The sequence below is a fragment of the Pseudomonas sp. AC016 genome (genome assembly GCF_979253365.1).
In genome coordinates this window covers 3,754,721-3,774,121 of record NZ_CEEDCC010000001.1, presented here as the reverse complement: position 1 = coordinate 3,774,121, position 19,401 = coordinate 3,754,721, and the positions used below count along the sequence as shown (strand labels likewise).

Sequence of the window (19,401 nt, the reverse complement as noted above, 5' to 3'; positions counted from 1 at the left end):
GCCACATTCAAGAGCGGATGCGGAGCGTCCTGAGCGGCATTCCCACGCGGAGCGTAGGAACGATCAGCGTGATCTCAAGCACGCCGACTGATCGTTCCCACGCTCCAGCGTGGTAACGCCTCTCAGGACGCTCCGCGTCCGGCGGTGATGTGACGCAGAGCGTCACGGGCTGCATGCCACCAGACATCAACCGCGTCGTGCATTCTCCACTGAGACCTGATTATTCAGTGTCCAGAAGTCATACAGGATGCCGATCAGGAACAGTCCGCCTGTGAACAGGTAGATAACCCCGGTGATCCACTTGCCCATGTACATGCGATGCACACCGAAGAGGCCGAGGAAGGTCAGCAGGATCCAGGCCAGGCTGTAGTCGGTCGAGCCCGACGTGAAGCGCATATCCGCTTCGCGATCCATCGACGGAATCAGAAACAGGTCGATCAGCCAGCCGATGCCAAGCAGCCCGAACGTGAAGAACCAGATAGTCCCGGTCACAGGCTTGCCGTAGTAGAAACGGTGCGCGCCGAGGAACCCGAAAATCCACAACAGATAACCCATGACCTTGCTGTGCGTATCGGAGCGATAGCCGTTCATTTGTATCCTCTCTGAGCCAATAGAAAAAAATAAATAACATTTTTGTGACTTCACTGTCGTCTTCCGACGTATGGCATCCGACCACCTTTTACACCGTCAAACCCTTGTCGCCAAAGGAATTACGGAGAAAACAGAAAGAGTCTTTCGCGCATTTTGCAATGATGCCACTGTGACTCGCTCGACAAATGGGGTCAGAATTTTCGAAAAAGCTGTTATAAAGTTGCGCGCTGACCACTATGAGCCTTGCCGAATGCGTCCTTTTTTCAAGACATGGCTAACCATTTGCCTGTTTATGCCACTGGCCGCCCACGCCACCAATCGTGAGCAACAGCTTCCTGCGAGCTTCTCGGGTTACACCGCCAAAAGTCGCCTTACCCCCGTGATCGCAACGCAAAATACGCCTCAGGAAGCCACCGTCATTCCACATGCAACGCGAACCACCCGCGCCGTTCAGACGCCGGTTTCGCGAAAGAATTCCTCCAAGGCTGCCCACGTTCAGGCTCTGAACGCGGGTAACGCAAAACAGGGCAACGCCGTTGTGAAACGTGCGCTGCAGACTGTCGGTACGCCTTATCGTTGGGGCGGTACAACGCCGGGCAAAGGTCTGGATTGCAGTGGGCTGGTGAAGTACGCCTACAGCGACGTTCGTGAAGTCGACTTGCCACGTACATCCAATGCCATGGCCCAAGGTCACGGGCAGACAGTGGATCGCAAGGATTTGAAACCGGGTGACCTGCTGTTCTTCAACATCAAGAGCCGCAACGTGAACCATGTGGCGATCTATCTGGGCGACAACAAGTTCGTTCATGCGCCGCGTCGTGGCAAGGCTGTCACTGTAGACACGCTGAACAAGCCGTACTGGAACAGTCACTACAAGATCGCCAAGCGCGTATTGCCCAAGCAGACCACGCAAATGCGGGTTGTGCAGCGCTGATCCCCTCCAAGGCCTGCCTCTGCGCAGGCCTGTTTCATCTCCCCTTTCCATTCCCTAGAAGTTGTCAGGCACCTTGGCCCGCTCGCGTGCGCTCTCACGAGTGATCAGGCCTTTCTTGACCAGATCGGCCAGGCACATGTCCAGCGTCTGCATCCCCATCGAGCCTCCGGTCTGAATGGCGGAATACATCTGAGCCACCTTGTCTTCGCGAATCAGGTTACGGATCGCGGGCGTGCCCATCATGATTTCATGAGCCGCGATTCGGCCGCCGCCGACCTTCTTGAGCAGTGACTGCGACACCACCGCGTGCAGCGACTCGGACAGCATCGAGCGGATCATCGATTTTTCCTGAGCCGGAAACACGTCCACCACCCGGTCGATGGTCTTGGCCGCTGATGTCGTGTGCAGCGTGCCGAACACAAGGTGGCCGGTCTCGGCCGCCGTCAGCGCCAGACGAATCGTTTCAAGGTCGCGCAGTTCACCCACCAGAATCACGTCCGGGTCTTCACGCAGCGCCGAGCGCAGGGCTTCGGAGAAGCCGAGCGTGTCCCGATGCACTTCGCGCTGGTTGACCAGGCACTTCTTGGATTCGTGAACGAATTCGATAGGGTCTTCGATAGTCAGGATGTGGTGATGTTTGTTGCAGTTGAGGTAGTCGATCATCGCCGCCAGCGTGGTCGATTTACCCGACCCGGTGGGACCTGTGACCAGAATCAGGCCGCGAGGCACGTCTGTAATCTTGCGAAACACACTGCCCATGCCCAGATCTTCCATGCTCAGGATCCGGGAGGGAATGGTCCGAAACACGGCGCCAGCGCCACGATTCTGGTTGAACGCGTTGACACGGAACCGCGCGACACCCGGCACTTCGAACGAGAAGTCGGTTTCCAGAGACTCCTCGAAGACCTGACGCTGCTTGTCGTTCATGATGTCGTAGATCAGCGCCTTGACTTCTTTTGCATCGAGCGGAGGCAGATTGATCCGCCGCACATCGCCGTCGACACGGATCATCGGCGGCAGGCCTGCAGAGAGGTGCAAGTCCGACGCGCCCTGTTTGGCACTGAAGGCCAGCAGCTCGGTAATATCCATACAGCTCCTCAATCACATAGAATGCCGCAGACTTTAGCTCTGCTGGCGCAAATCAATGTCCACGATAGCAGCGAACATTTCAACGCTCGAACAGCGAATTCGTACAGCGTCTCTCGCAGCGCAGCGAGATCCGGCCTCGGTCGGCCTGCTGGCGGTGAGTAAAACCAAGCCCTCCAGCGCATTGCGCGAAGCATACGCTGCCGGATTGCGTGACTTTGGCGAAAATTATTTGCAGGAAGCCCTCGGTAAACAGGCTGAATTGGCCGACCTGCCCTTGTGCTGGCACTTCATTGGCCCCATTCAATCGAACAAGACGCGCGCAATCGCCGAAAACTTCGCCTGGGTACATTCCGTGGATCGCCTGAAAATTGCTCAACGCCTTTCCGAGCAGCGCCCTGAAGGCCTGGAGCCGCTCAACATCTGTATTCAGGTGAATGTCAGTGGCGAGGCCAGCAAATCAGGCTGCACGCCAGAGGATCTGCCAGCACTGGCCGCGGCCATCAGCGCCCTGCCGCGCCTGAAGCTGCGTGGCTTGATGGCGATTCCCGAGCCCACCGAAGATCAGGCCGAGCAGGCCGCTGCCTTTGCGGCTGTACGAACGCTGCAGGATCAACTGGACCTGCCGCTCGACACCCTTTCCATGGGCATGAGCCACGACCTGGAAGCCGCCATCGCTCAAGGCGCAACCTGGGTACGGATCGGCACCGCCCTCTTTGGCGCCCGCGATTACGGCCAGCCATAACCTCCACACAAGGACCCCACTCATGAGCAAGACCCGTATCGCCTTCATCGGCGCCGGAAACATGGCCTCCAGCCTGATCGGCGGACTGCGTGCCCAAGGTGTGGAAGCGAGCCTGATCTGTGCCAGCGCGCCGGGTGCCGAAACCCGCGAGCGCATTTCGAACGAGCACGGCATCAAGGTCTTCGCCGACAACGCCGAAGCAGTCAAGGGTGCGGACGTTGTGGTACTCGCGGTCAAGCCACAGTTGATGAAAGCCGTGTGCGAAGCCCTCAAGCCCAGTCTGGAAGCGCATCAGTTGATTGTTTCGGTGGCTGCCGGCATCACCTGCGCCAGCCTGACCAAATGGCTGGGCGAACAGCCGGTGGTCCGCTGCATGCCCAATACGCCTTCGCTATTGCGTCAGGGTGCCAGCGGCCTGTATGCCACAGCGAATGTCACCGCCACACAGCGCGAACAGGCCGAACAAATGCTGTCCGCCGTCGGGATCGCGGTCTGGGTCGAGCAGGAAAAACACATGGACGCCGTCACTGCGGTGTCCGGCAGCGGCCCTGCGTACTTTTTTCTAATGATGGAAGCAATGACCGCCGCAGGTGTGAAACTGGGCCTGCCGGAAGACATCGCCAAAAAGCTCACTCTGCAAACCGCACTCGGCTCGGCGCTGATCGCGACGGGCAGCGATGTGGATGCAGGCGAATTGCGTCGTCGTGTCGCCTCACCGGGCGGCACCACAGAAGCCGCGATCAAGGCATTTCAGGCAGGCGGTTTCGAAGCGTTGGTGCAGACCGCGCTAACCGCCGCCGACCACCGCGCAGCCGAACTGGCTGAGCAACTGGGCAAATAATTTCAGGTCTTTTTCGGAGCAGATTGATGATCGGATTGAACACCGCTGCAATTTATGTCCTGCAAACCCTCGGCAGTCTGTATTTGATGCTCATCCTGTTGCGCTTCGTGCTGCAACTGGTGCGAGCGAACTTCTACAACCCGCTGAGCCAGTTCATCGTCAAGGCCACTCAGCCGCTGCTCAAGCCGCTGCGACGCATCATTCCGAGCATTTTCGGACTGGACATGTCGTCGCTGGTGCTGGCGATCATCGTGCAGATGATTCTGATGGCCCTTACCCTGCTGCTGATGTTCGGCACCACGGGCGACCCGCTGCATCTGCTGCTGTGGTCGATCATCAGCGTGACTGCGCTGTTCCTGAAGATCTTCTTCTTCGCCCTGATCGCCAGCGTAATCCTGTCCTGGGTCGCGCCGGGCAGCAACAATCCTGGTGCGGAACTGGTCAATCAGATCTGCGAACCGGCGCTGGCACCCTTCCGCAGAATCGTGCCGAACCTGGGCGGTCTCGATATCTCGCCGATCCTCGCGTTTCTAGTGCTCAAGCTGCTGGACATGCTGGTCATCAACAACCTGGCGGCCATGAGCCACATGCCAGAAGTGCTGCGCCTGTTGATGTAATCCCTTGATGATGATCTGGCGTCGTTCCCACGCTCCTGCGTGGTAACGACGCCCGGGACGCTCCGCGTCCGCTCTTGAATGTGACGCGGAGCGTCACGGGCTGCATGCCCACGCGGAGCGACGGCCACGATCAGTGTTGAGGCAGTCCGTACCGCGCCTGATATTCCCTTATTGCCGCTGCACCCCACGGTCTTTAGACTTACGCCTCATTCAAGCGAGAGCAGGGTCGATGCCCACGGTCTTTCCCCACGATTCTGTCGGTCTGGTCACGCCGCAACTGGCCCATTTCAGCGAGCCTCTGGCGCTGGCGTGCGGCCGTTCGCTGCCGGCCTACGACCTGATTTACGAAACCTACGGTCAACTCAATGCCACGGCCAGCAATGCCGTGCTGATCTGTCACGCGCTGTCCGGGCACCATCATGCGGCGGGCTTCCACAGCGTCGATGATCGCAAGCCCGGCTGGTGGGACAGTTGCATCGGTCCCGGCAAGCCTATCGATACCAACAAATTCTTTGTCGTCAGCCTGAACAATCTGGGCGGCTGCAACGGTTCGACCGGCCCTAGCAGCATCGATCCGGAAACCGGCAAGCCTTTCGGCGCCAACTTCCCGGTCGTCACCGTGGAAGACTGGGTCAACAGCCAGGCCCGCTTGGCCGACGTTCTGGGGATCGGCCAGTGGGCTGCGGTCATCGGCGGCAGCCTGGGAGGCATGCAAGCATTGCAATGGACCATCAGCTACCCCGACCGCGTGCGTCACTGCCTGGCCATCGCTTCAGCTCCCAAGCTGTCGGCACAGAACATCGCCTTCAACGAAGTGGCGCGTCAGGCCATCCTCACGGATCCCGAATTCCACGGTGGCTCGTTTCAGGAGCGTGGCGTGATCCCCAAACGCGGCCTGATGCTGGCGCGCATGGTTGGCCACATCACCTATCTGTCCGATGACTCGATGGGCGAGAAATTTGGCCGCGGCCTGAAGAGCGAGAAGCTCAATTACGATTTCCACAGTGTCGAGTTTCAGGTCGAGAGCTACCTGCGTTATCAGGGTGAAGAGTTCTCCGGGCGTTTCGACGCCAATACCTACCTGTTGATGACCAAGGCGCTGGATTACTTCGACCCGGCCGCCAACTTCAACGACGACCTGGCCAAGACCTTCGCCAATGCGACAGCCAGGTTCTGCGTGATGTCCTTCACCACCGACTGGCGCTTCTCGCCAGCCCGCTCCCGCGAACTGGTGGATGCGTTGATGGCGGCCCGCAAGGACGTCTGCTACCTGGAAATCGATGCGCCTCAGGGGCACGACGCCTTCCTGATCCCCATCCCGCGCTATCTGCAGGCTTTCAGTAATTACATGAATCGAATTTCGCTGTGAGGATGTCATGAGAGCCGATCTGGAAATCATCCAGGAATGGATCCCTGCTGGCAGCCGTGTGCTGGACCTGGGTTGCGGTGACGGCGAGCTGCTGACCTGGCTGCGTGACCACAAGCAGGTCACCGGCTACGGCCTGGAAAACGACGCTGACAACATCGCCCAGTGCGTCGCCAAGGGCATCAACGTCATCGAGCAGGACCTGGACAAAGGGCTGGGCAACTTCGCCAGCAACAGCTTCGACATCGTGGTGATGACTCAGGCACTGCAAGCCGTGCATTACCCGGACCGGATCCTCGACGAAATGCTGCGGGTCGGGCGTCAGTGCATTATCACGTTCCCGAACTTCGGTCACTGGCGCTGCCGCTGGTATCTGGCGAGTAAGGGCCGCATGCCGGTGTCCGAGTTTCTGCCGTACACCTGGTACAACACGCCGAACATCCACTTCTGCACCTTCGGCGACTTCGAAGAACTGTGCCGCGAGCGCGATGCACAGGTACTCGACCGACTGGCTGTCGATCAGCAGCACCGCCATGGGTGGGCCAGCAAGCTATGGCCTAATCTGTTGGGTGAAATCGGCATCTACCGGGTCACCAGTCCTGGGCTGACGGACCACCGGATCGCCGTGTAACGCTGCTTTTCGAGGAAACGACATGCGCCGCCTGATGCTGTCTTTGCTGATCGCCAGTCTGAGCCTGCCCGCAATGGCAGCCGACGCCATCAAGGGCAATCGTCAGGAGCAGTTTGGCGACATCACGGTTTACTACAACACCTTCAATTCGACGGTGCTGCAACCGGACATCGCCAGGAATGCGGAGCTGATCCGCAGCAAGGAACAGGGCGTCATCAACATCTCTGTGGTCCGTAATGGAAAGCCGCAGATGGCGCAAGTCAGCGGTACGATCAGGGATCTGGCCAATGACTCGCTGCCGCTGGGTTTCAAGCCGGTCACCGAATACGGCGCGGTCAGCTATGTGGCGCAGTACCCTGTGCCGCAGCAGGAAGTCCGAATTTTCGACATTACCGTCCAGACAGGCGGCAATACTCACCGTTTCAGTTTTAACCAGGAACTCTTTCCGGGCCAATGATGAACCTTACCCAACTCGTACTGGCCAGCCACAACGCTGGCAAGCTCAAAGAACTCCAGGCCATGCTCGGCGACAGCGTCACCCTGCGCTCGGTAGGCGAATTCAGCCAGATCGAGCCGGAAGAGACCGGCCTGTCGTTCGTCGAGAACGCGATCCTCAAGGCCCGCAACGCATCGCGCCTGTCGGGCCTGCCTGCCCTGGCGGACGACTCGGGGCTGGCGGTGGACTTTCTGGGCGGCGCGCCGGGGATCTATTCGGCACGCTACGCCGACGGCAAGGGCGACGCGGCCAACAACGCCAAGCTGCTGGACGCACTGAAAGACGTGCCGGACGAGCAACGCGGTGCGCAGTTCGTGTGCGTACTGGCGCTGGTACGTCACGCCGATGACCCACTGCCGATTCTGTGTGAAGGTCTATGGCACGGCCGCATTCTGCATGCAGCCAGCGGCGAACACGGCTTTGGCTACGACCCGCTGTTCTGGGTGCCCGAGCGCGACTGCTCCAGCGCAGAGCTCGGGCCTGTCGAGAAAAACCAGCTCAGCCATCGCGCCCGCGCCATGGTCCTGCTGCGTCAGCGCCTGGGTCTGCAATGATCCACGATCCGCCTGCGCAGCCGCTGTTTCTGGGCGAGACCGGTTTCTCGTCCGAAAGCCCTCGCCCTGTGCTGCCGCACCTGCCGCCGTTGTCGCTGTACATCCACATTCCGTGGTGCGTGCGCAAATGCCCGTATTGCGACTTCAACTCCCACACGGCGAGCCCGGTGCTGCCGGAACAGGAGTACGTCGACGCACTGCTGGCCGATCTGGATCAGGACCTGCCACACGTCTATGGTCGCGAGCTGCAATCGATCTTCTTCGGTGGCGGCACGCCCAGCCTGTTCAATGCCGAGGCGCTGGGCCTTCTGTTGAAAGGCGTGGAACAACGTATTCGATTCGCCAGCGATATCGAAATCACCCTTGAAGCCAACCCCGGTACGTTCGAGCAGGCCAAGTTCAGCGCCTATCGCGCATTGGGCATCAACCGGCTGTCCATCGGCATCCAGAGCTTTCAGGAATCCAAGCTCAAGGCGCTGGGCCGAATCCACAATGGTGACGAAGCGATCCGCGCAGCGGACATGGCGCGTCAGGCCGGTTTCGACAATTTCAACCTGGACCTTATGCATGGCCTGCCGGATCAATCGCAGGACGAAGCGCTGGATGACCTGAGACAAGCCATCGCGCTGAAACCGACGCATCTGTCCTGGTATCAGCTGACGCTGGAGCCCAATACGGTGTTCTGGAACCAGCCGCCGGTGCTGCCGGAAGACGACATCCTTTGGGACATTCAGGAAACCGGCCAGCAACTGTTGGCGGACCATGGCTACGCGCAGTACGAAGTGTCGGCCTATGCACAACCCGGCAAACCGGCTCGGCATAACCTGAATTACTGGGCGTTCGGCGATTTCATCGGGATCGGCGCGGGCGCTCATGGCAAGCTGAGTCATCTGGACGGGCGTATTTTCCGTACCTGGAAGACCCGTCTGCCCAAGGACTACCTGAACCCGGACAAACCTTTTCAGGCGGGCATGAAACTGTTGCCGCTGGATGAATTACCGTTCGAATTCCTGATGAACGCCTTGCGACTCACAAAGGGCGTGGACGCTGCATTATTTCGGGAAAGAACGGGTCTAAGCGTCGACTCACTGGCCAGCGCTCGTAAACAGGCGGAGCAACGCGGTCTGTTGCAGACCGATCCGACACGTCTGGCAGCGACGCCGCAAGGCCAGCTTTTCCTCAATGACTTGTTGCAATACTTTCTGATCTAAGGACCCTGCATGGATCTCGTACTCGATCTGCTCGCCACCGTGTCACGCTGGAGTCGCAGCAACCTTTCAGAAATCGCCCTGGCGCTGGTGGGCTGCCTGCTGGTGCTGTTCGGCTCGGATGTCAAAGGCTGGCTGGAACAGCGCGTGGGTAGCATGGCAGGCGCCTTGCGCATCCCGATCATGGCCCTGCTGTGCACCGTCGGCAGCGGCCTGGCCCTGATCTACGCCACCCCCTGGGTCGTGCGCGGCCTGAGCCAGTTCAACAACTACAGCCTGGCGCCGGTGCTGTTGGTGGTGCTGGTGCTGATCGGAGTGGTTGCGGACAGGAAGTGATTTGATCATTCCAGCGCTCCGCGTTCGCTTGAAGATGTGACGCAGAGCGTCCCGGGCTGCATGCCCACGCGGAGCACTCATCGTTATACACAAGTCCGCTTGGAGGAATGCAACGTTGATCGTTCCTACGCTCTGCGTGGGAATGCCTCCCAAGACGCTCCGCGTCCGCTCTCGAATGTGGCGCAGATGCTAGTCCAAGCTCCAGCGTTATCCGCGTCATGCGCTCGGCTCACTGAATCCGCAGTCTGTGCCATTTGTGACGCGAAGCGTCACTGGATGCATGCCCACGCGGAGCGATGGGCACGATCAGTGTTGAGGCAGCCTTGTGTATAACGATGAGCGCGGAGCATGGGCACGATCGTCAACTTCACGCTGATCGTTCCCACGCTCCAGCGTGGTAACGCCTCTCAGGACGCTCCGCGTCCGCTTCGACGGTCAGTCAACCTTCTCGAACTTCAAATCCCAGACACCATGACCAAGACGTTCACCACGGCGTTCGAACTTGGTGATCGGGCGTTCAGCCGGGCGCGGCACGTACTGATTGTCTTCGGCCTGATTGCGGAAACCCGGCGCGACGCTCATCACTTCCAGCATGTACTCGGCGTAAGGACCCCAGTCGGTCGCCATGTGGAACACGCCACCGGTCTTCAGCTTGCTACGCACCAGCGCGGCAAACTCAGGCTGTACGATGCGGCGCTTGTGGTGACGGCTCTTGTGCCACGGATCCGGGAAGAACAGCATCAGGCGATCCAGGCTATTGTCCGCAATACAGCGATTCAGCACTTCGATGGCGTCGCAGTCATAAACCCGCACGTTGGTCAGGCCCTGAGTCAGCACTCCATTGAGCAACGCACCAACACCGGGGTAATGCACTTCAACGCCGATGAAGTCCTGCTCGGGCGCAGCCGCGGCCATTTCCAGCAGCGAGTGCCCCATGCCGAAGCCGATTTCCAGCGTGCGCGGCGCAGAGCGGCCGAACACCTGATCAAAATCGACCGGCGCATCCGTCAAGGACAGGCCGAACTTCGGACGCCCCTGATCCAGACCGCGCTGCTGGCCTTCGGTCATGCGGCCAGCACGCATCACGAAACTCTTGATGCGGCGGTGTTGGCGCTCTTCGCCCTCTTCGGTAGCAGGCGACTCTGGGTGCGGAACGTGCGAATCAGTCATCAAACGGGCTCTTACTTGATCAGGCCATCCAGCGGCGAAGATGCGCTGGCATAGAGTTTTCGTGGCATGCGTCCGGCGAGGTACGCCAGACGACCGGCAATTACAGCGTGCTTCATGGCGTCGGCCATCATGATCGGCTGCTGGGCGTGGGCGATGGCGGAGTTCATCAACACGGCCTCGCAACCCAGCTCCATTGCGATGGTGGCATCGGAAGCGGTACCGACACCGGCATCGACCAGCACCGGCACTTTGGTTTCTTCCAGGATGATCTGCAGGTTGTACGGGTTGCAGATCCCCAGACCACTGCCGATCAGGCCGGCCAGCGGCATGATGGCGATGCAGCCGATTTCGGCCAGTTGGCGAGCGATGATCGGATCATCACTGGTGTAAACCATCACGTCGAAACCGTCCTTGACCAGCACTTCGGCGGCCTTGAGGGTCTCGATCACGTTAGGGAACAGGGTCTTCTGGTCGGCCAGCACTTCCAGCTTGACCAGATTGCGGCCGTCCAGCAGTTCGCGGGACAGACGGCAGGTGCGCACCGCTTCGACGGCATCGAAGCAGCCAGCGGTGTTCGGCAGAATGGTGTAACGATCCGGGGGCAGCACATCCAGCAGGTTCGGCTCGCCCGGGTTCTGACCCAGGTTGGTCCGGCGCACGGCAACGGTGACGATCTCGGCACCCGAGGCTTCGATGGCCAGACGGGTCTGCTCCATGTCCACGTATTTGCCAGTACCTACCAGCAGGCGCGACTCAAAGATCCGACCGGCCAGAACGAAGGGCTTGTCGCTGCGAACATTGCTCATCGGAAATCCTCTTCAACTTGCAGATTAGGGGGGCGTCGCCGTCCAGCGCTGCGAACTAGCCGCCGCCGATGGCGTGGACCACTTCGACCTGATCCCCTTCGGACAGGGCGGTGGTTTCGTGCTGGCTGCGCGGCACGATATCCAGATTCAATTCCACTGCGACGCGGCGTCCGGCAAGTTCCAGACGGGTCAGCAGCGCCGCGACGGTTGCGCCGTCGGGCAATTCAAAGGACTCACCGTTCAACTGAATGTGCATGCGAGAGCAGCCATCATTTTAGGGGGCCAGCATTCTAGCCCGATCGGCCGGTATGACCAAATCAAAGCCACGCCATTCGTCTCAAGCGACCTAGGTAATCTGCGCCACGATCAGGGTGCAGAACCCAGACGCCACGCCGCTAGCCCCAGGGTCGCCCAGCCAAACAGGAACGCCAGACCGCCGAAGGGGGTGATGATGCCAAGCTTGCTGACGCCGCTCAGCGTCAGCGCATAAAGGCTGCCGGAAAACAGCAGAATGCCGATGGCAAAGGAAATGCCGGCCCAGGTGACCAGCCGACCCGGAAGCTGTGCCGCCAGTACGGCCACGCCCAGCAGCGCCAGCGCATGGACCAGTTGGTACAGGACGCCCGTCTGAAAGATGGTCAGGTATTCGGCGGTCAGACGCCCTTTCAGGCCATGAGCAGCAAAGGCACCAAGCGCCACGCCCGTAAAACCGAAGAAGGCTGCCAGCATTAAAAAGCTACGAAGCATCAGGAACTCCAGTGAAAAATCGTCCGAAGGCGCACGGTCTGTATAATGGCCCGCTCAACGGGTTCGGCCAAGCCATCTCTATGCTGCAGTCTCTCTTTCGTCGCCTCATCAAAGCCCTGCTGTGGTTCGCTGCCGGCAGTGTCATTCTGGTTATCATCTTCCGCTGGATACCGCCGCCCGGCACGGCGTTGATGGTGGAGCGCAAGGTGGAATCCTGGTTTGACGGTCAGCCTATCGACCTGCAACGCGACTGGCAGCCGTGGGACAAGATTTCCGACAACCTGAAAATCGCCGTTATTGCAGGCGAAGACCAGAAGTTTGCCGAGCACTGGGGTTTCGACGTCGACGCGATCCAGGCCGCGATTCTGCACAACGAACGTGGCGGCTCGATCCGCGGTGCCAGCACCTTGAGCCAGCAAGTCTCGAAAAACCTGTTTCTATGGTCAGGCCGCAGTTACCTGCGCAAAGGCCTCGAAGCCTGGTTCACGATGCTCATTGAGGTGTTGTGGTCCAAGGAGCGCATCCTTGAGGTCTACCTCAACAGCGTCGAATGGGACGAAGGCGTGTTCGGCGCACAAGCGGCCGCGCAGCACCATTTCCGCGTCAACGCGAGCGCCCTGACGGTTCAGCAGGCCAGCTACCTCGCCGCCGTCCTGCCCAACCCCAGAGAATGGAGCGCCAGCCACCCCAGCAGCTACGTCTCCCGCCGCGCCGGCTGGATCCGTCAGCAGATGCGGCAATTGGGTGGGGATGATTATCTGGCGAATTTGAATAGCAGCCGTCGGTGGTGATGGCGTTCGCAATGGTCCGGATGGCAGCCTCCCCTGATAATACTGATAGTAGACCCTGAAATGATCCCGCCTTAGCCTCTGCTCATGGATATCCACTGAGAGGAGTTCGCGATTATGTCAGGTGCCACAAAACGTACGCTTAATGTCTGCACGCTTGGCGATAAAGGCGATGGAAAAACCACGCTGACTGCTGCACTGTCACGCGTTTGCTCAGCGGATTTCGGCTCTGCCAAAGTCGAATTCAATACTGTCAACAATGCGCCGGATGAGAAATGCGGTGGAGTGACGTTCAAAGCAGCTCGCGTGAAATATGATTCGAAGCAATGTCACATCACCCATATTGACTGCCCGCGTTCAAGTGACTACGTAAAAGGCTTCATCTCCGGCGGGATAAAGGTCGATGCCGCTATTCTTGTATACTCGGCCATAGGCGGTATGCAAGCTCAAACTAAGGACCACATCCTGCTGTGCGGTCAGATGGGTGTACCGTACATTATCGTCTTCCTGAACAAGGCTGAAATGATTGGCGAAGCCGACGATCAGGAGCTCTATGAGCTGGAAATCCGCGAAAAACTCAGCGCAGCAGGCTTCCCCGGCGATGACGTCTTGATTATCAAGGGTTCCGCTTTTATGGCTTTGGAAGGCAAAGACGACAATCAAATGGGAACCACTGCCGTCAAGAAATTGCTTGAAGCCTTGGACAGCTATACACCGACAGTCGCTGCTGCTGACATCCCCCCCCAGCCGCACACACAGTTCGAAGCCATAATTTATTTATTGAGCAAGGAAGAAGGCGGCGTTGTCACAGCAATCCAAAATTATTGCAGACCTAAATTCAACTTTCTTACGAGCGAAGTGACCGGCGTATTGCAGTTGCCTGCCGAGAAGACAATGGCGGGCGACGACACAGTCGTTGATGTCACATTAAGTCAAGCCATCGCAATGGAAAAAGGTCAGCACTTCACTATTACAGAAAGCGGTCTCGCGATAGGGAGAGGCATCGTACTCAACATCATCAAATGACCGTAGCCATCATAATGTGCCAGGACCGCAAACAAAAACGCCCCAATCAAATCGGGGCGTTTTGCGTCACCGACTTCGTTACGCCGCTATCGACGTCTTGAGCTTGTTCATCGCACTCTTCTCAAGCTGACGAATGCGCTCGGCGGAGACGTTGTACTTCTGCGCCAGGTCGTGAAGTGCCGAACATTAAAGAATGAAATCACCCCATCACTACGCATGATTATTTACTTACTCTCGTAGTATCCATCTCGTTTTATCCCGACACCTTGTTTGGACATTCAGAATAACTTTATATCTTGCCAGCCTTATCGAAAGCTGGAAATTACTTCTGAGACAAAAGATTTGAATGCGGACCCTAGACAGAGCATCGAACCGTGAAATACCTACTTGAAGCATTCGACAAAAAAACCGAGATACTAGCCTTTGAGAAAGAAATCCCTGCAGGCCACGATGAACAACTCAAGCTCATCATGGGCTGGACATCCGAGCAGTTAGGCCATGAAGGCTACAATCTGGACGCCGCTCAGCTGGAAGCCATCGTCAGGATAATAGGTGATGAAAGCCATGACCCGAACTACGACTACCAACTGACATGCAATGCTGATGGCTACTAACCAAAACGTACTGTCCAACGTTGGGACTTTGTGATGCGGCAGCGCATCATGCCGCTATCGATATACTGAGCGTGCTCATCGCACTCTTCCAATGTTGATGAATACGCTCAGCGAAGACGTTATACATCTACGCCAGATCATACTGAAAACAGAAGCACAGACCAAAGAGGTCTACTGCTGAAACGAGCATCGAACCATGAAATACCTACTCGAAGCATTCGACAGAAAAACAGAATTTCTCGCTTTTGCAAAAGAAATCCCGGCTGGCAATGACGAACGGCTCAAAAACATCATGGGCTGGACATCCGAGCAGTGGGGCGATGAAGGCTACAACCTGGACGCTTCTCAGTTGGAAGCAATCGTCAGGCTCATCGGAGATGAACCCCATGATCCGAACTACTTCTACCAGCTGACGTGCAACGCTGACGACCTTTAAACAAAAACGCCCCGATCAGATCGGGGCGTTTTGCGTTACCGGCTACGTTACGCCGCTATCGACGTCTTGAGCTTGTTCATCGCGCTCTTTTCTAGCTGACGAATGCGCTCGGCGGAGACGTTGTACTTCTGCGCCAGGTCGTGCAGCGTGGCTTTTTCTTCTGCCAGCCAGCGCTGGTAGAGGATGTCGCGACTGCGTTCGTCCAGCACGTCCAGCGCCTGATGCAGATTGGCGGTGGAGTTGTCGGTCCAGTCGGAATCTTCCAACTGACGCGCCGGGTCGTAGCGATGGTCTTCCAGGTAGTTGGCTGGCGACTGGAATGCACTGTCGTCGTCAGCTTCGGCTGCCGGGTCGAAGGCCATGTCGTGGCCGGTCAGGCGGCTTTCCATCTCGCGCACTTCACGTGGCTCGACGCCCAGGCTTTCAGCGACGCGATGCACTTCGTCGTTGTTCAGCCAGGCCAGACGCTTCTTCTGGCTGCGCAGGTTGAAGAACAGCTTGCGCTGCGCCTTGGTCGTGGCGACTTTCACGATGCGCCAGTTGCGCAGGATAAACTCGTGGATTTCCGCCTTGATCCAGTGCACGGCGAACGACACCAGACGTACACCCATTTCAGGGTTGAAACGCTTCACGGCCTTCATCAGACCGACGTTACCTTCCTGGATCAGGTCAGCCTGAGCCAGACCGTAACCGGAATAGCTGCGTGCGATGTGCACGACAAAACGCAGGTGGGCGAGAACCATCTGCCGAGCCGCCCCCAGATCCTGCTCATAGTAGAGACTCTCAGCCAGTTCACGCTCCTGCTCGGGCGTCAGCAGCGGAATGCTGTTGACCGTATGCACGTAGGCCTCAAGGTTCGCACCCGGGACTAAGGCATAAGCAGGTTGCAAAGAATTGGTCATACGAAAAAACCTCCAGCGCACATAAATGTGCAGTTCAGCACTGCCAGATTGACTTGGAACCGCGAGACAAGTTCCTTGATTTTCAGAAGCCAATCTGGTGAAACAATTTTAGCTCTACCGTGGCGCCAGTTCACGCAAGTGACGGGCGACCGCAATCCAAGCACCGATATACCCTAACAACACCGCTCCAAGCAAGAGCGAAAAACCGTCACCCATCGGCACACCCGTGAGCGCAAAGTCACTTCCGTAAAGCCCCGCCAATCCGGTCACAGCACCGTTCAGCCAGTTAAGGCCATACGCCAGTACGCCCCAGGACAGGATGCCTGCCCCGAAACCGTACAGCGCGCCCATATAGAGGAAGGGTCTGCGCACATAGCTGTCCGTCCCGCCCACCAGCTTGATCACTTCGATCTCGGTGCGACGGTTCTCGATGTGCAGACGTATTGTGTTACCAATTACCAACAGCAAAGCCGAGACCAGCAGAACCGTCAAGCCGAACACAAACCGGTCACCCAGCTTGAGGATGGCTGCCAAGCGCTCGACCCAGACCAGATCGAGCTGGGCCTGCTGCACCTTGGGCAGTTCGGCAAGGCGGGTGCGCAAGGCTTCCAGCGCGGGCTTGTCGACTTCGTCAGGCGTCACCAGCACGACACCAGGCAACGGGTTTTCCGGCAATTCCTTGAGCGCTTCACCCAGCCCTGACTGTTGTTGAAACTCGGCCAACGCCTGTTCGCTGCTGATGTACTCGGCATCCGCCACGCCGGGCATCGCCTTGATCTCATCGCGCATGCGAGTGCCATCGGTTGTGCTGGCGTCCAGATTCAGGTAGATCGAGATCTGTGCTGCTCGCTGCCAGGAACCGCCCAGACGCTCGACGTTACTCAACAGCAACGACAAGCCCATGGGCAGACTCAGGGCAATGGCCATGACCAGACAGGTGAAAAAGCTGCCAATGGGCTGCTTGCCCAGACGACGCAGGCTGTCGACCATGCTTGAGCGGTGGCTTTCAAGCCAGGCTGAAAGCAGCGTGCTGAAGTCCGGCCCGTCATCGTCGTGATCGTGACGCTGTTTTTTCTGTTTTCCTGGTGCAGGATCAGCCGCCTTTGGCGCGACACGCTCTGCAACCTTTGGACTGCGTGTGGCACTCATACCCCGGCCTCCCCGTCACCGATCAGACGACCGCGTTGCAGGGTGAGCATGCGATGACGCATGCGGGCGATAAGTGCCAGATCGTGACTGGCGATGAGCACACTGGTGCCCAGTCGGTTGATGTCTTCGAACACACCCATGATTTCCGCTGCCAATCGTGGATCAAGGTTACCGGTCGGCTCATCCGCCAGCAGCAAGGCCGGACGGTGCACGATAGCGCGCGCGATACCGACGCGCTGCTGCTGGCCGGTGGAAAGATCACCGGGGTACAGGTCGGCCTTGTCGGACAGCGCCACGCGATCCAGCGCCGAATCGACGCGCTTGGCGATTTCAGGCTTGGACAGCCCGAGTATCTGCAAGGGCAGTGCGATGTTGTTGAACACCGTGCGATCAAACAGCAACTGGTGATTCTGAAACACCACACCGATCTGCCGACGCAGGAACGGGATCTGCGCATTGCTGATCTGGCCGAGGTCCTGGCCAGCCAGCATCAGTTTGCCGGTTGTCGGGCGCTCCATGGCCAGCAACAGGCGCAGCAGCGTGCTCTTGCCCGCACCGGAATGCCCGGTGACAAACAGAAACTCGCCGCGACGTACTCGAAAGCTCAGTTCGTGCAATCCGACATGTCCATTCGGATAGCGCTTACCGACCTGCTCGAAACGAATCATGGACGCTCCCGCTCCGCAAACAGAGCCTGAACAAAGGGTTCGGCTTCGAAGGTGCGCAGGTCATCAATACCCTCGCCGACGCCGATGTAACGAATAGGCAGACCGAACTGCTTGGCCAGCGCAAAGATCACGCCGCCCTTGGCGGTGCCATCCAGCTTGGTCAGCGCAAGGCCGGTCAGCGTGACAGTCTGGTTGAACTGCTTGGCTTGGTTGATTGCGTTCTGACCGGTGCCCGCGTCAAGCACCAGCAACACTTCGTGCGGCGCATCTGCGTCGAGCTTGCCGATTACGCGGCGCACCTTTTTCAGCTCTTCCATCAGATTGTCTTTGGTGTGCAAACGACCGGCGGTGTCGGCGATCAACACGTCGATGCCCCGCGCCTTGGCGGCCTGTACGGCGTCGAAGATGACCGAAGCGGAGTCAGCGCCCGTATGCTGGGCGATGACCGGAATCCTGTTGCGCTCGCCCCAGACCTGCAGCTGTTCAACGGCAGCGGCACGGAACGTATCACCTGCGGCCAGCATGACTTTCTTGCCTTCCAGCTGCAGCTTCTTGGCCAGCTTGCCGATGGTGGTGGTCTTGCCTGCGCCGTTGACGCCTACAACCAGGATCACGAACGGCTTGTGCTCGGCCTTGATGACCAGAGGCTGCTCGACCGGCTTGAGCATCGCGGCCAGTTCGCCTTGCAGCGAGGTGTAGAGCGCCTGAGCATCGGTCAGCTGTTTGCGGGCGACCTTCTGCGTCAGGCTCTGGATGATGACCGATGTCGCTTCGACGCCGACATCAGCCGTCAGCAGACGGGTTTCAATCTCTTCGAGCAGGTCATCATCGATGGCTTTCTTGCCCAGAAACAGGCTGGCCATGCCCTCGCCGATGCTGGCGCTGGTTTTCGACAGGCCTTGCTTGAGGCGGGCGAAGAAGCCGACCTTGCTGGCTTCAGGCTCTTGAACAGGCGCAGGGACAGGCGCGAGTTCCTGAACAGGCTCGACGGCCTGCGGAACCGGCTGCGCAACTGGCACCGAGACCACGGGGTCAATCATCGGCTCTGCGACAGGCGCAGGATCGACAAGTACCGGCTCAGGAACGCTGACCGGCACGATATCGGCGACAGGCGCGGCCTCAGGCCGAGGCTCTGGAGCAGGTACCGCTGCATATTGAGGTGCCGACGATACGTGATGCTGTTCAGGAATCGTTGGCGTGACGTGGGGCTCAAGCTCATCGATCAGCGCCACCGACTCTTCGGCTACCGGCAACGTCAACCAGGGCTGCGGCGAAGGCTCACCCGGTTCCACATGCGATTGCGGCCTGACAGCAGGCTCAGGCTCGGCAGCTTGGGGAGCGGATTGAGGGGCAATGAACGGCTCAGTCCGAGGCGTCGTTTCAACGACGGGCTCAGGCTGTGCAGCGGTTGACTCCTGCGGCGCGGGCTCGGCTTCCTGTGGCTTTTTACGCAGCCATCCGAACAGGCCTTTCTTCTCTCCAGCGGCAGCTGGGGTCTTCTTGTCGTCGTTAGAACCAAACATGGAGGACGGCTATCTCAAGGTTGCGGGACGCCAGAGCGCGATCCGGAAAATTCTGACAGTAAAAACAGACTGCATTTAGGACCGCGTGTTCACTTCGCAGCCCCTTGTTGGGATATGGTTCAGCTTCGTTTCAAGCAGGTTTCACTCGCATTTAACAGGTGAAGGCT

24 protein-coding genes and 1 pseudogene are annotated in these 19,401 nt (G+C 58.7%); 14 read left to right on the top strand and 11 right to left on the bottom strand.

Features of this window, described 5'->3' with window-relative positions:
- Positions 1-186 precede the first annotated feature (186 nt).
- Entirely contained in the window at positions 187-591 is a 405-nt protein-coding gene (locus tag AC0IXS_RS17085) for an NINE protein (RefSeq protein ID WP_025995495.1), read from the bottom strand.
- A gap of 250 nt (positions 592-841) precedes the next feature.
- On the opposite strand from AC0IXS_RS17085, the gene AC0IXS_RS17080 reads away from it, so the two are divergent.
- Complete coding sequence (locus tag AC0IXS_RS17080; protein ID WP_050575657.1) at positions 842-1,525, top strand: C40 family peptidase; 684 nt, start codon at positions 842-844, stop codon at positions 1,523-1,525.
- A gap of 54 nt (positions 1,526-1,579) precedes the next feature.
- On the opposite strand, the gene AC0IXS_RS17075 is transcribed toward AC0IXS_RS17080, so the two are convergent.
- Complete coding sequence (locus tag AC0IXS_RS17075) at positions 1,580-2,614, bottom strand: type IV pilus twitching motility protein PilT (protein WP_004884379.1); 1,035 nt, start codon at positions 2,612-2,614, stop codon at positions 1,580-1,582.
- Between the two features lie 55 nt (positions 2,615-2,669).
- On the opposite strand from AC0IXS_RS17075, the gene AC0IXS_RS17070 reads away from it, so the two are divergent.
- The 9 genes from AC0IXS_RS17070 to AC0IXS_RS17030 all read left to right on the top strand — a co-directional run bounded on the left by AC0IXS_RS17070 (position 2,670) and on the right by AC0IXS_RS17030 (position 9,405).
- Positions 2,670-3,356, top strand: a complete 687-nt coding sequence (locus AC0IXS_RS17070; RefSeq protein ID WP_025995497.1) for a YggS family pyridoxal phosphate-dependent enzyme — start codon at positions 2,670-2,672, stop codon at positions 3,354-3,356.
- Positions 3,357-3,378: 22 nt separating this feature from the next.
- A complete protein-coding gene (proC, locus tag AC0IXS_RS17065) occupies positions 3,379-4,197 on the top strand; it encodes a pyrroline-5-carboxylate reductase (protein WP_471825240.1) in 819 nt (272 codons plus the stop codon).
- Positions 4,198-4,223: 26 nt separating this feature from the next.
- Entirely contained in the window at positions 4,224-4,814 is a 591-nt protein-coding gene (locus tag AC0IXS_RS17060; RefSeq protein ID WP_471825238.1) for a YggT family protein, read from the top strand.
- 229 nt (positions 4,815-5,043) lie between these two features.
- A complete protein-coding gene (metX, locus tag AC0IXS_RS17055) occupies positions 5,044-6,183 on the top strand; it encodes a homoserine O-succinyltransferase MetX (protein ID WP_057409910.1) in 1,140 nt (379 codons plus the stop codon).
- Positions 6,184-6,190: 7 nt separating this feature from the next.
- A complete protein-coding gene (gene metW / locus AC0IXS_RS17050) occupies positions 6,191-6,811 on the top strand; it encodes a methionine biosynthesis protein MetW (protein ID WP_004884384.1) in 621 nt (206 codons plus the stop codon).
- A gap of 22 nt (positions 6,812-6,833) precedes the next feature.
- On the top strand, positions 6,834-7,268 hold the full coding sequence (locus AC0IXS_RS17045) for a DUF4426 domain-containing protein (protein WP_122411290.1): 435 nt from the start codon (positions 6,834-6,836) through the stop codon (positions 7,266-7,268).
- A complete protein-coding gene (gene rdgB, locus AC0IXS_RS17040) occupies positions 7,265-7,861 on the top strand; it encodes an RdgB/HAM1 family non-canonical purine NTP pyrophosphatase (RefSeq protein WP_032664029.1) in 597 nt (198 codons plus the stop codon). The genes AC0IXS_RS17045 and rdgB overlap by 4 nt, the downstream gene beginning before the upstream one ends.
- On the top strand, positions 7,858-9,072 hold the full coding sequence (hemW, locus tag AC0IXS_RS17035; protein WP_471825235.1) for a radical SAM family heme chaperone HemW: 1,215 nt from the start codon (positions 7,858-7,860) through the stop codon (positions 9,070-9,072). The genes rdgB and hemW overlap by 4 nt, the downstream gene beginning before the upstream one ends.
- A 9-nt stretch (positions 9,073-9,081) precedes the next feature.
- Positions 9,082-9,405: a DUF3392 domain-containing protein gene (locus AC0IXS_RS17030; RefSeq protein ID WP_004884392.1), complete on the top strand. Its 324-nt coding sequence runs from the start codon at positions 9,082-9,084 to the stop codon at positions 9,403-9,405.
- Positions 9,406-9,840: 435 nt separating this feature from the next.
- Here the strand turns inward: AC0IXS_RS17030 and trmB are convergent, their stop codons facing one another.
- The 4 genes from trmB to AC0IXS_RS17010 form a co-directional block, all read right to left on the bottom strand.
- Positions 9,841-10,488, bottom strand: coding sequence for a tRNA (guanosine(46)-N7)-methyltransferase TrmB (gene trmB / locus AC0IXS_RS17025; RefSeq protein ID WP_213014107.1), 648 nt, complete (start codon positions 10,486-10,488; stop codon positions 9,841-9,843).
- Positions 10,489-10,586: 98 nt separating this feature from the next.
- Positions 10,587-11,381: a thiazole synthase gene (locus tag AC0IXS_RS17020; protein ID WP_449121660.1), complete on the bottom strand. Its 795-nt coding sequence runs from the start codon at positions 11,379-11,381 to the stop codon at positions 10,587-10,589.
- A 55-nt stretch (positions 11,382-11,436) separates the two neighbouring features.
- The gene (thiS, locus tag AC0IXS_RS17015) at positions 11,437-11,637 is read right to left on the bottom strand and encodes a sulfur carrier protein ThiS (RefSeq protein ID WP_024686366.1); all 201 of its coding nucleotides are present in this window, start codon (positions 11,635-11,637) and stop codon (positions 11,437-11,439) included.
- 110 nt (positions 11,638-11,747) lie between these two features.
- The gene (locus AC0IXS_RS17010; RefSeq protein WP_471825232.1) at positions 11,748-12,128 is read right to left on the bottom strand and encodes a DUF423 domain-containing protein; all 381 of its coding nucleotides are present in this window, start codon (positions 12,126-12,128) and stop codon (positions 11,748-11,750) included.
- Between the two features lie 80 nt (positions 12,129-12,208).
- On the opposite strand from AC0IXS_RS17010, the gene mtgA reads away from it, so the two are divergent.
- Both mtgA and AC0IXS_RS17000 read left to right on the top strand, forming a co-directional pair.
- A complete protein-coding gene (mtgA, locus tag AC0IXS_RS17005; RefSeq protein ID WP_122554603.1) occupies positions 12,209-12,919 on the top strand; it encodes a monofunctional biosynthetic peptidoglycan transglycosylase in 711 nt (236 codons plus the stop codon).
- Between the two features lie 114 nt (positions 12,920-13,033).
- Positions 13,034-13,942: a GTP-binding protein gene (locus AC0IXS_RS17000; RefSeq protein WP_122668650.1), complete on the top strand. Its 909-nt coding sequence runs from the start codon at positions 13,034-13,036 to the stop codon at positions 13,940-13,942.
- Between the two features lie 78 nt (positions 13,943-14,020).
- On the opposite strand, the pseudogene AC0IXS_RS16995 reads toward AC0IXS_RS17000, so the two are convergent.
- A pseudogene (locus AC0IXS_RS16995) lies at positions 14,021-14,125 on the bottom strand (sigma factor-like helix-turn-helix DNA-binding protein); the annotation flags it as partial.
- Between the two features lie 191 nt (positions 14,126-14,316).
- Here AC0IXS_RS16995 and AC0IXS_RS16990 point away from each other — a divergent pair.
- Together AC0IXS_RS16990 and AC0IXS_RS16985 are read left to right on the top strand one after the other, a co-directional pair.
- Entirely contained in the window at positions 14,317-14,556 is a 240-nt protein-coding gene (locus AC0IXS_RS16990; protein WP_057409903.1) for a DUF7683 domain-containing protein, read from the top strand.
- A gap of 196 nt (positions 14,557-14,752) precedes the next feature.
- Positions 14,753-14,992: a DUF7683 domain-containing protein gene (locus tag AC0IXS_RS16985; RefSeq protein WP_471825229.1), complete on the top strand. Its 240-nt coding sequence runs from the start codon at positions 14,753-14,755 to the stop codon at positions 14,990-14,992.
- A 47-nt stretch (positions 14,993-15,039) separates the two neighbouring features.
- On the opposite strand, the gene rpoH is transcribed toward AC0IXS_RS16985, so the two are convergent.
- The 4 genes from rpoH to ftsY form a co-directional block, all read right to left on the bottom strand.
- Positions 15,040-15,894, bottom strand: a complete 855-nt coding sequence (gene rpoH / locus AC0IXS_RS16980) for an RNA polymerase sigma factor RpoH (protein ID WP_004884403.1) — start codon at positions 15,892-15,894, stop codon at positions 15,040-15,042.
- Between the two features lie 114 nt (positions 15,895-16,008).
- Complete coding sequence (gene ftsX / locus AC0IXS_RS16975; RefSeq protein WP_057409901.1) at positions 16,009-17,043, bottom strand: permease-like cell division protein FtsX; 1,035 nt, start codon at positions 17,041-17,043, stop codon at positions 16,009-16,011.
- Positions 17,040-17,711 carry a cell division ATP-binding protein FtsE gene (ftsE, locus tag AC0IXS_RS16970; protein WP_004884405.1) on the bottom strand — a complete coding sequence of 224 codons (672 nt, stop codon included), beginning with the start codon at positions 17,709-17,711 and terminating at the stop codon, positions 17,040-17,042. Before ftsE ends, ftsX begins: the two co-directional genes overlap by 4 nt.
- Positions 17,708-19,234: a signal recognition particle-docking protein FtsY gene (gene ftsY, locus AC0IXS_RS16965; RefSeq protein ID WP_122668651.1), complete on the bottom strand. Its 1,527-nt coding sequence runs from the start codon at positions 19,232-19,234 to the stop codon at positions 17,708-17,710. Before ftsY ends, ftsE begins: the two co-directional genes overlap by 4 nt.
- Positions 19,235-19,401: the final 167 nt, after the last annotated feature.

Coding starts and splice junctions, on each gene's coding strand:
- AC0IXS_RS16985 (WP_471825229.1), top strand. CDS start 14,753: ATGAAATACCTACTCGAAGCATTCGACAGAAAAACAGAATTTCTCGCT.
- rpoH (WP_004884403.1), bottom strand. CDS start 15,894: ATGACCAATTCTTTGCAACCTGCTTATGCCTTAGTCCCGGGTGCGAAC.
- AC0IXS_RS17020 (WP_449121660.1), bottom strand. CDS start 11,381: ATGAGCAATGTTCGCAGCGACAAGCCCTTCGTTCTGGCCGGTCGGATC.
- AC0IXS_RS17010 (WP_471825232.1), bottom strand. CDS start 12,128: ATGCTTCGTAGCTTTTTAATGCTGGCAGCCTTCTTCGGTTTTACGGGC.
- AC0IXS_RS17060 (WP_471825238.1), top strand. CDS start 4,224: ATGATCGGATTGAACACCGCTGCAATTTATGTCCTGCAAACCCTCGGC.
- thiS (WP_024686366.1), bottom strand. CDS start 11,637: ATGCACATTCAGTTGAACGGTGAGTCCTTTGAATTGCCCGACGGCGCA.
- AC0IXS_RS17030 (WP_004884392.1), top strand. CDS start 9,082: ATGGATCTCGTACTCGATCTGCTCGCCACCGTGTCACGCTGGAGTCGC.
- AC0IXS_RS17045 (WP_122411290.1), top strand. CDS start 6,834: ATGCGCCGCCTGATGCTGTCTTTGCTGATCGCCAGTCTGAGCCTGCCC.
- AC0IXS_RS17085 (WP_025995495.1), bottom strand. CDS start 591: ATGAACGGCTATCGCTCCGATACGCACAGCAAGGTCATGGGTTATCTG.
- hemW (WP_471825235.1), top strand. CDS start 7,858: ATGATCCACGATCCGCCTGCGCAGCCGCTGTTTCTGGGCGAGACCGGT.
- ftsY (WP_122668651.1), bottom strand. CDS start 19,234: ATGTTTGGTTCTAACGACGACAAGAAGACCCCAGCTGCCGCTGGAGAG.
- rdgB (WP_032664029.1), top strand. CDS start 7,265: ATGATGAACCTTACCCAACTCGTACTGGCCAGCCACAACGCTGGCAAG.
- AC0IXS_RS17075 (WP_004884379.1), bottom strand. CDS start 2,614: ATGGATATTACCGAGCTGCTGGCCTTCAGTGCCAAACAGGGCGCGTCG.
- mtgA (WP_122554603.1), top strand. CDS start 12,209: ATGCTGCAGTCTCTCTTTCGTCGCCTCATCAAAGCCCTGCTGTGGTTC.
- AC0IXS_RS17080 (WP_050575657.1), top strand. CDS start 842: ATGCGTCCTTTTTTCAAGACATGGCTAACCATTTGCCTGTTTATGCCA.
- proC (WP_471825240.1), top strand. CDS start 3,379: ATGAGCAAGACCCGTATCGCCTTCATCGGCGCCGGAAACATGGCCTCC.
- AC0IXS_RS17000 (WP_122668650.1), top strand. CDS start 13,034: ATGTCAGGTGCCACAAAACGTACGCTTAATGTCTGCACGCTTGGCGAT.
- ftsX (WP_057409901.1), bottom strand. CDS start 17,043: ATGAGTGCCACACGCAGTCCAAAGGTTGCAGAGCGTGTCGCGCCAAAG.
- metX (WP_057409910.1), top strand. CDS start 5,044: ATGCCCACGGTCTTTCCCCACGATTCTGTCGGTCTGGTCACGCCGCAA.
- trmB (WP_213014107.1), bottom strand. CDS start 10,488: ATGCGTGCTGGCCGCATGACCGAAGGCCAGCAGCGCGGTCTGGATCAG.
- metW (WP_004884384.1), top strand. CDS start 6,191: ATGAGAGCCGATCTGGAAATCATCCAGGAATGGATCCCTGCTGGCAGC.
- ftsE (WP_004884405.1), bottom strand. CDS start 17,711: ATGATTCGTTTCGAGCAGGTCGGTAAGCGCTATCCGAATGGACATGTC.
- AC0IXS_RS17070 (WP_025995497.1), top strand. CDS start 2,670: ATGTCCACGATAGCAGCGAACATTTCAACGCTCGAACAGCGAATTCGT.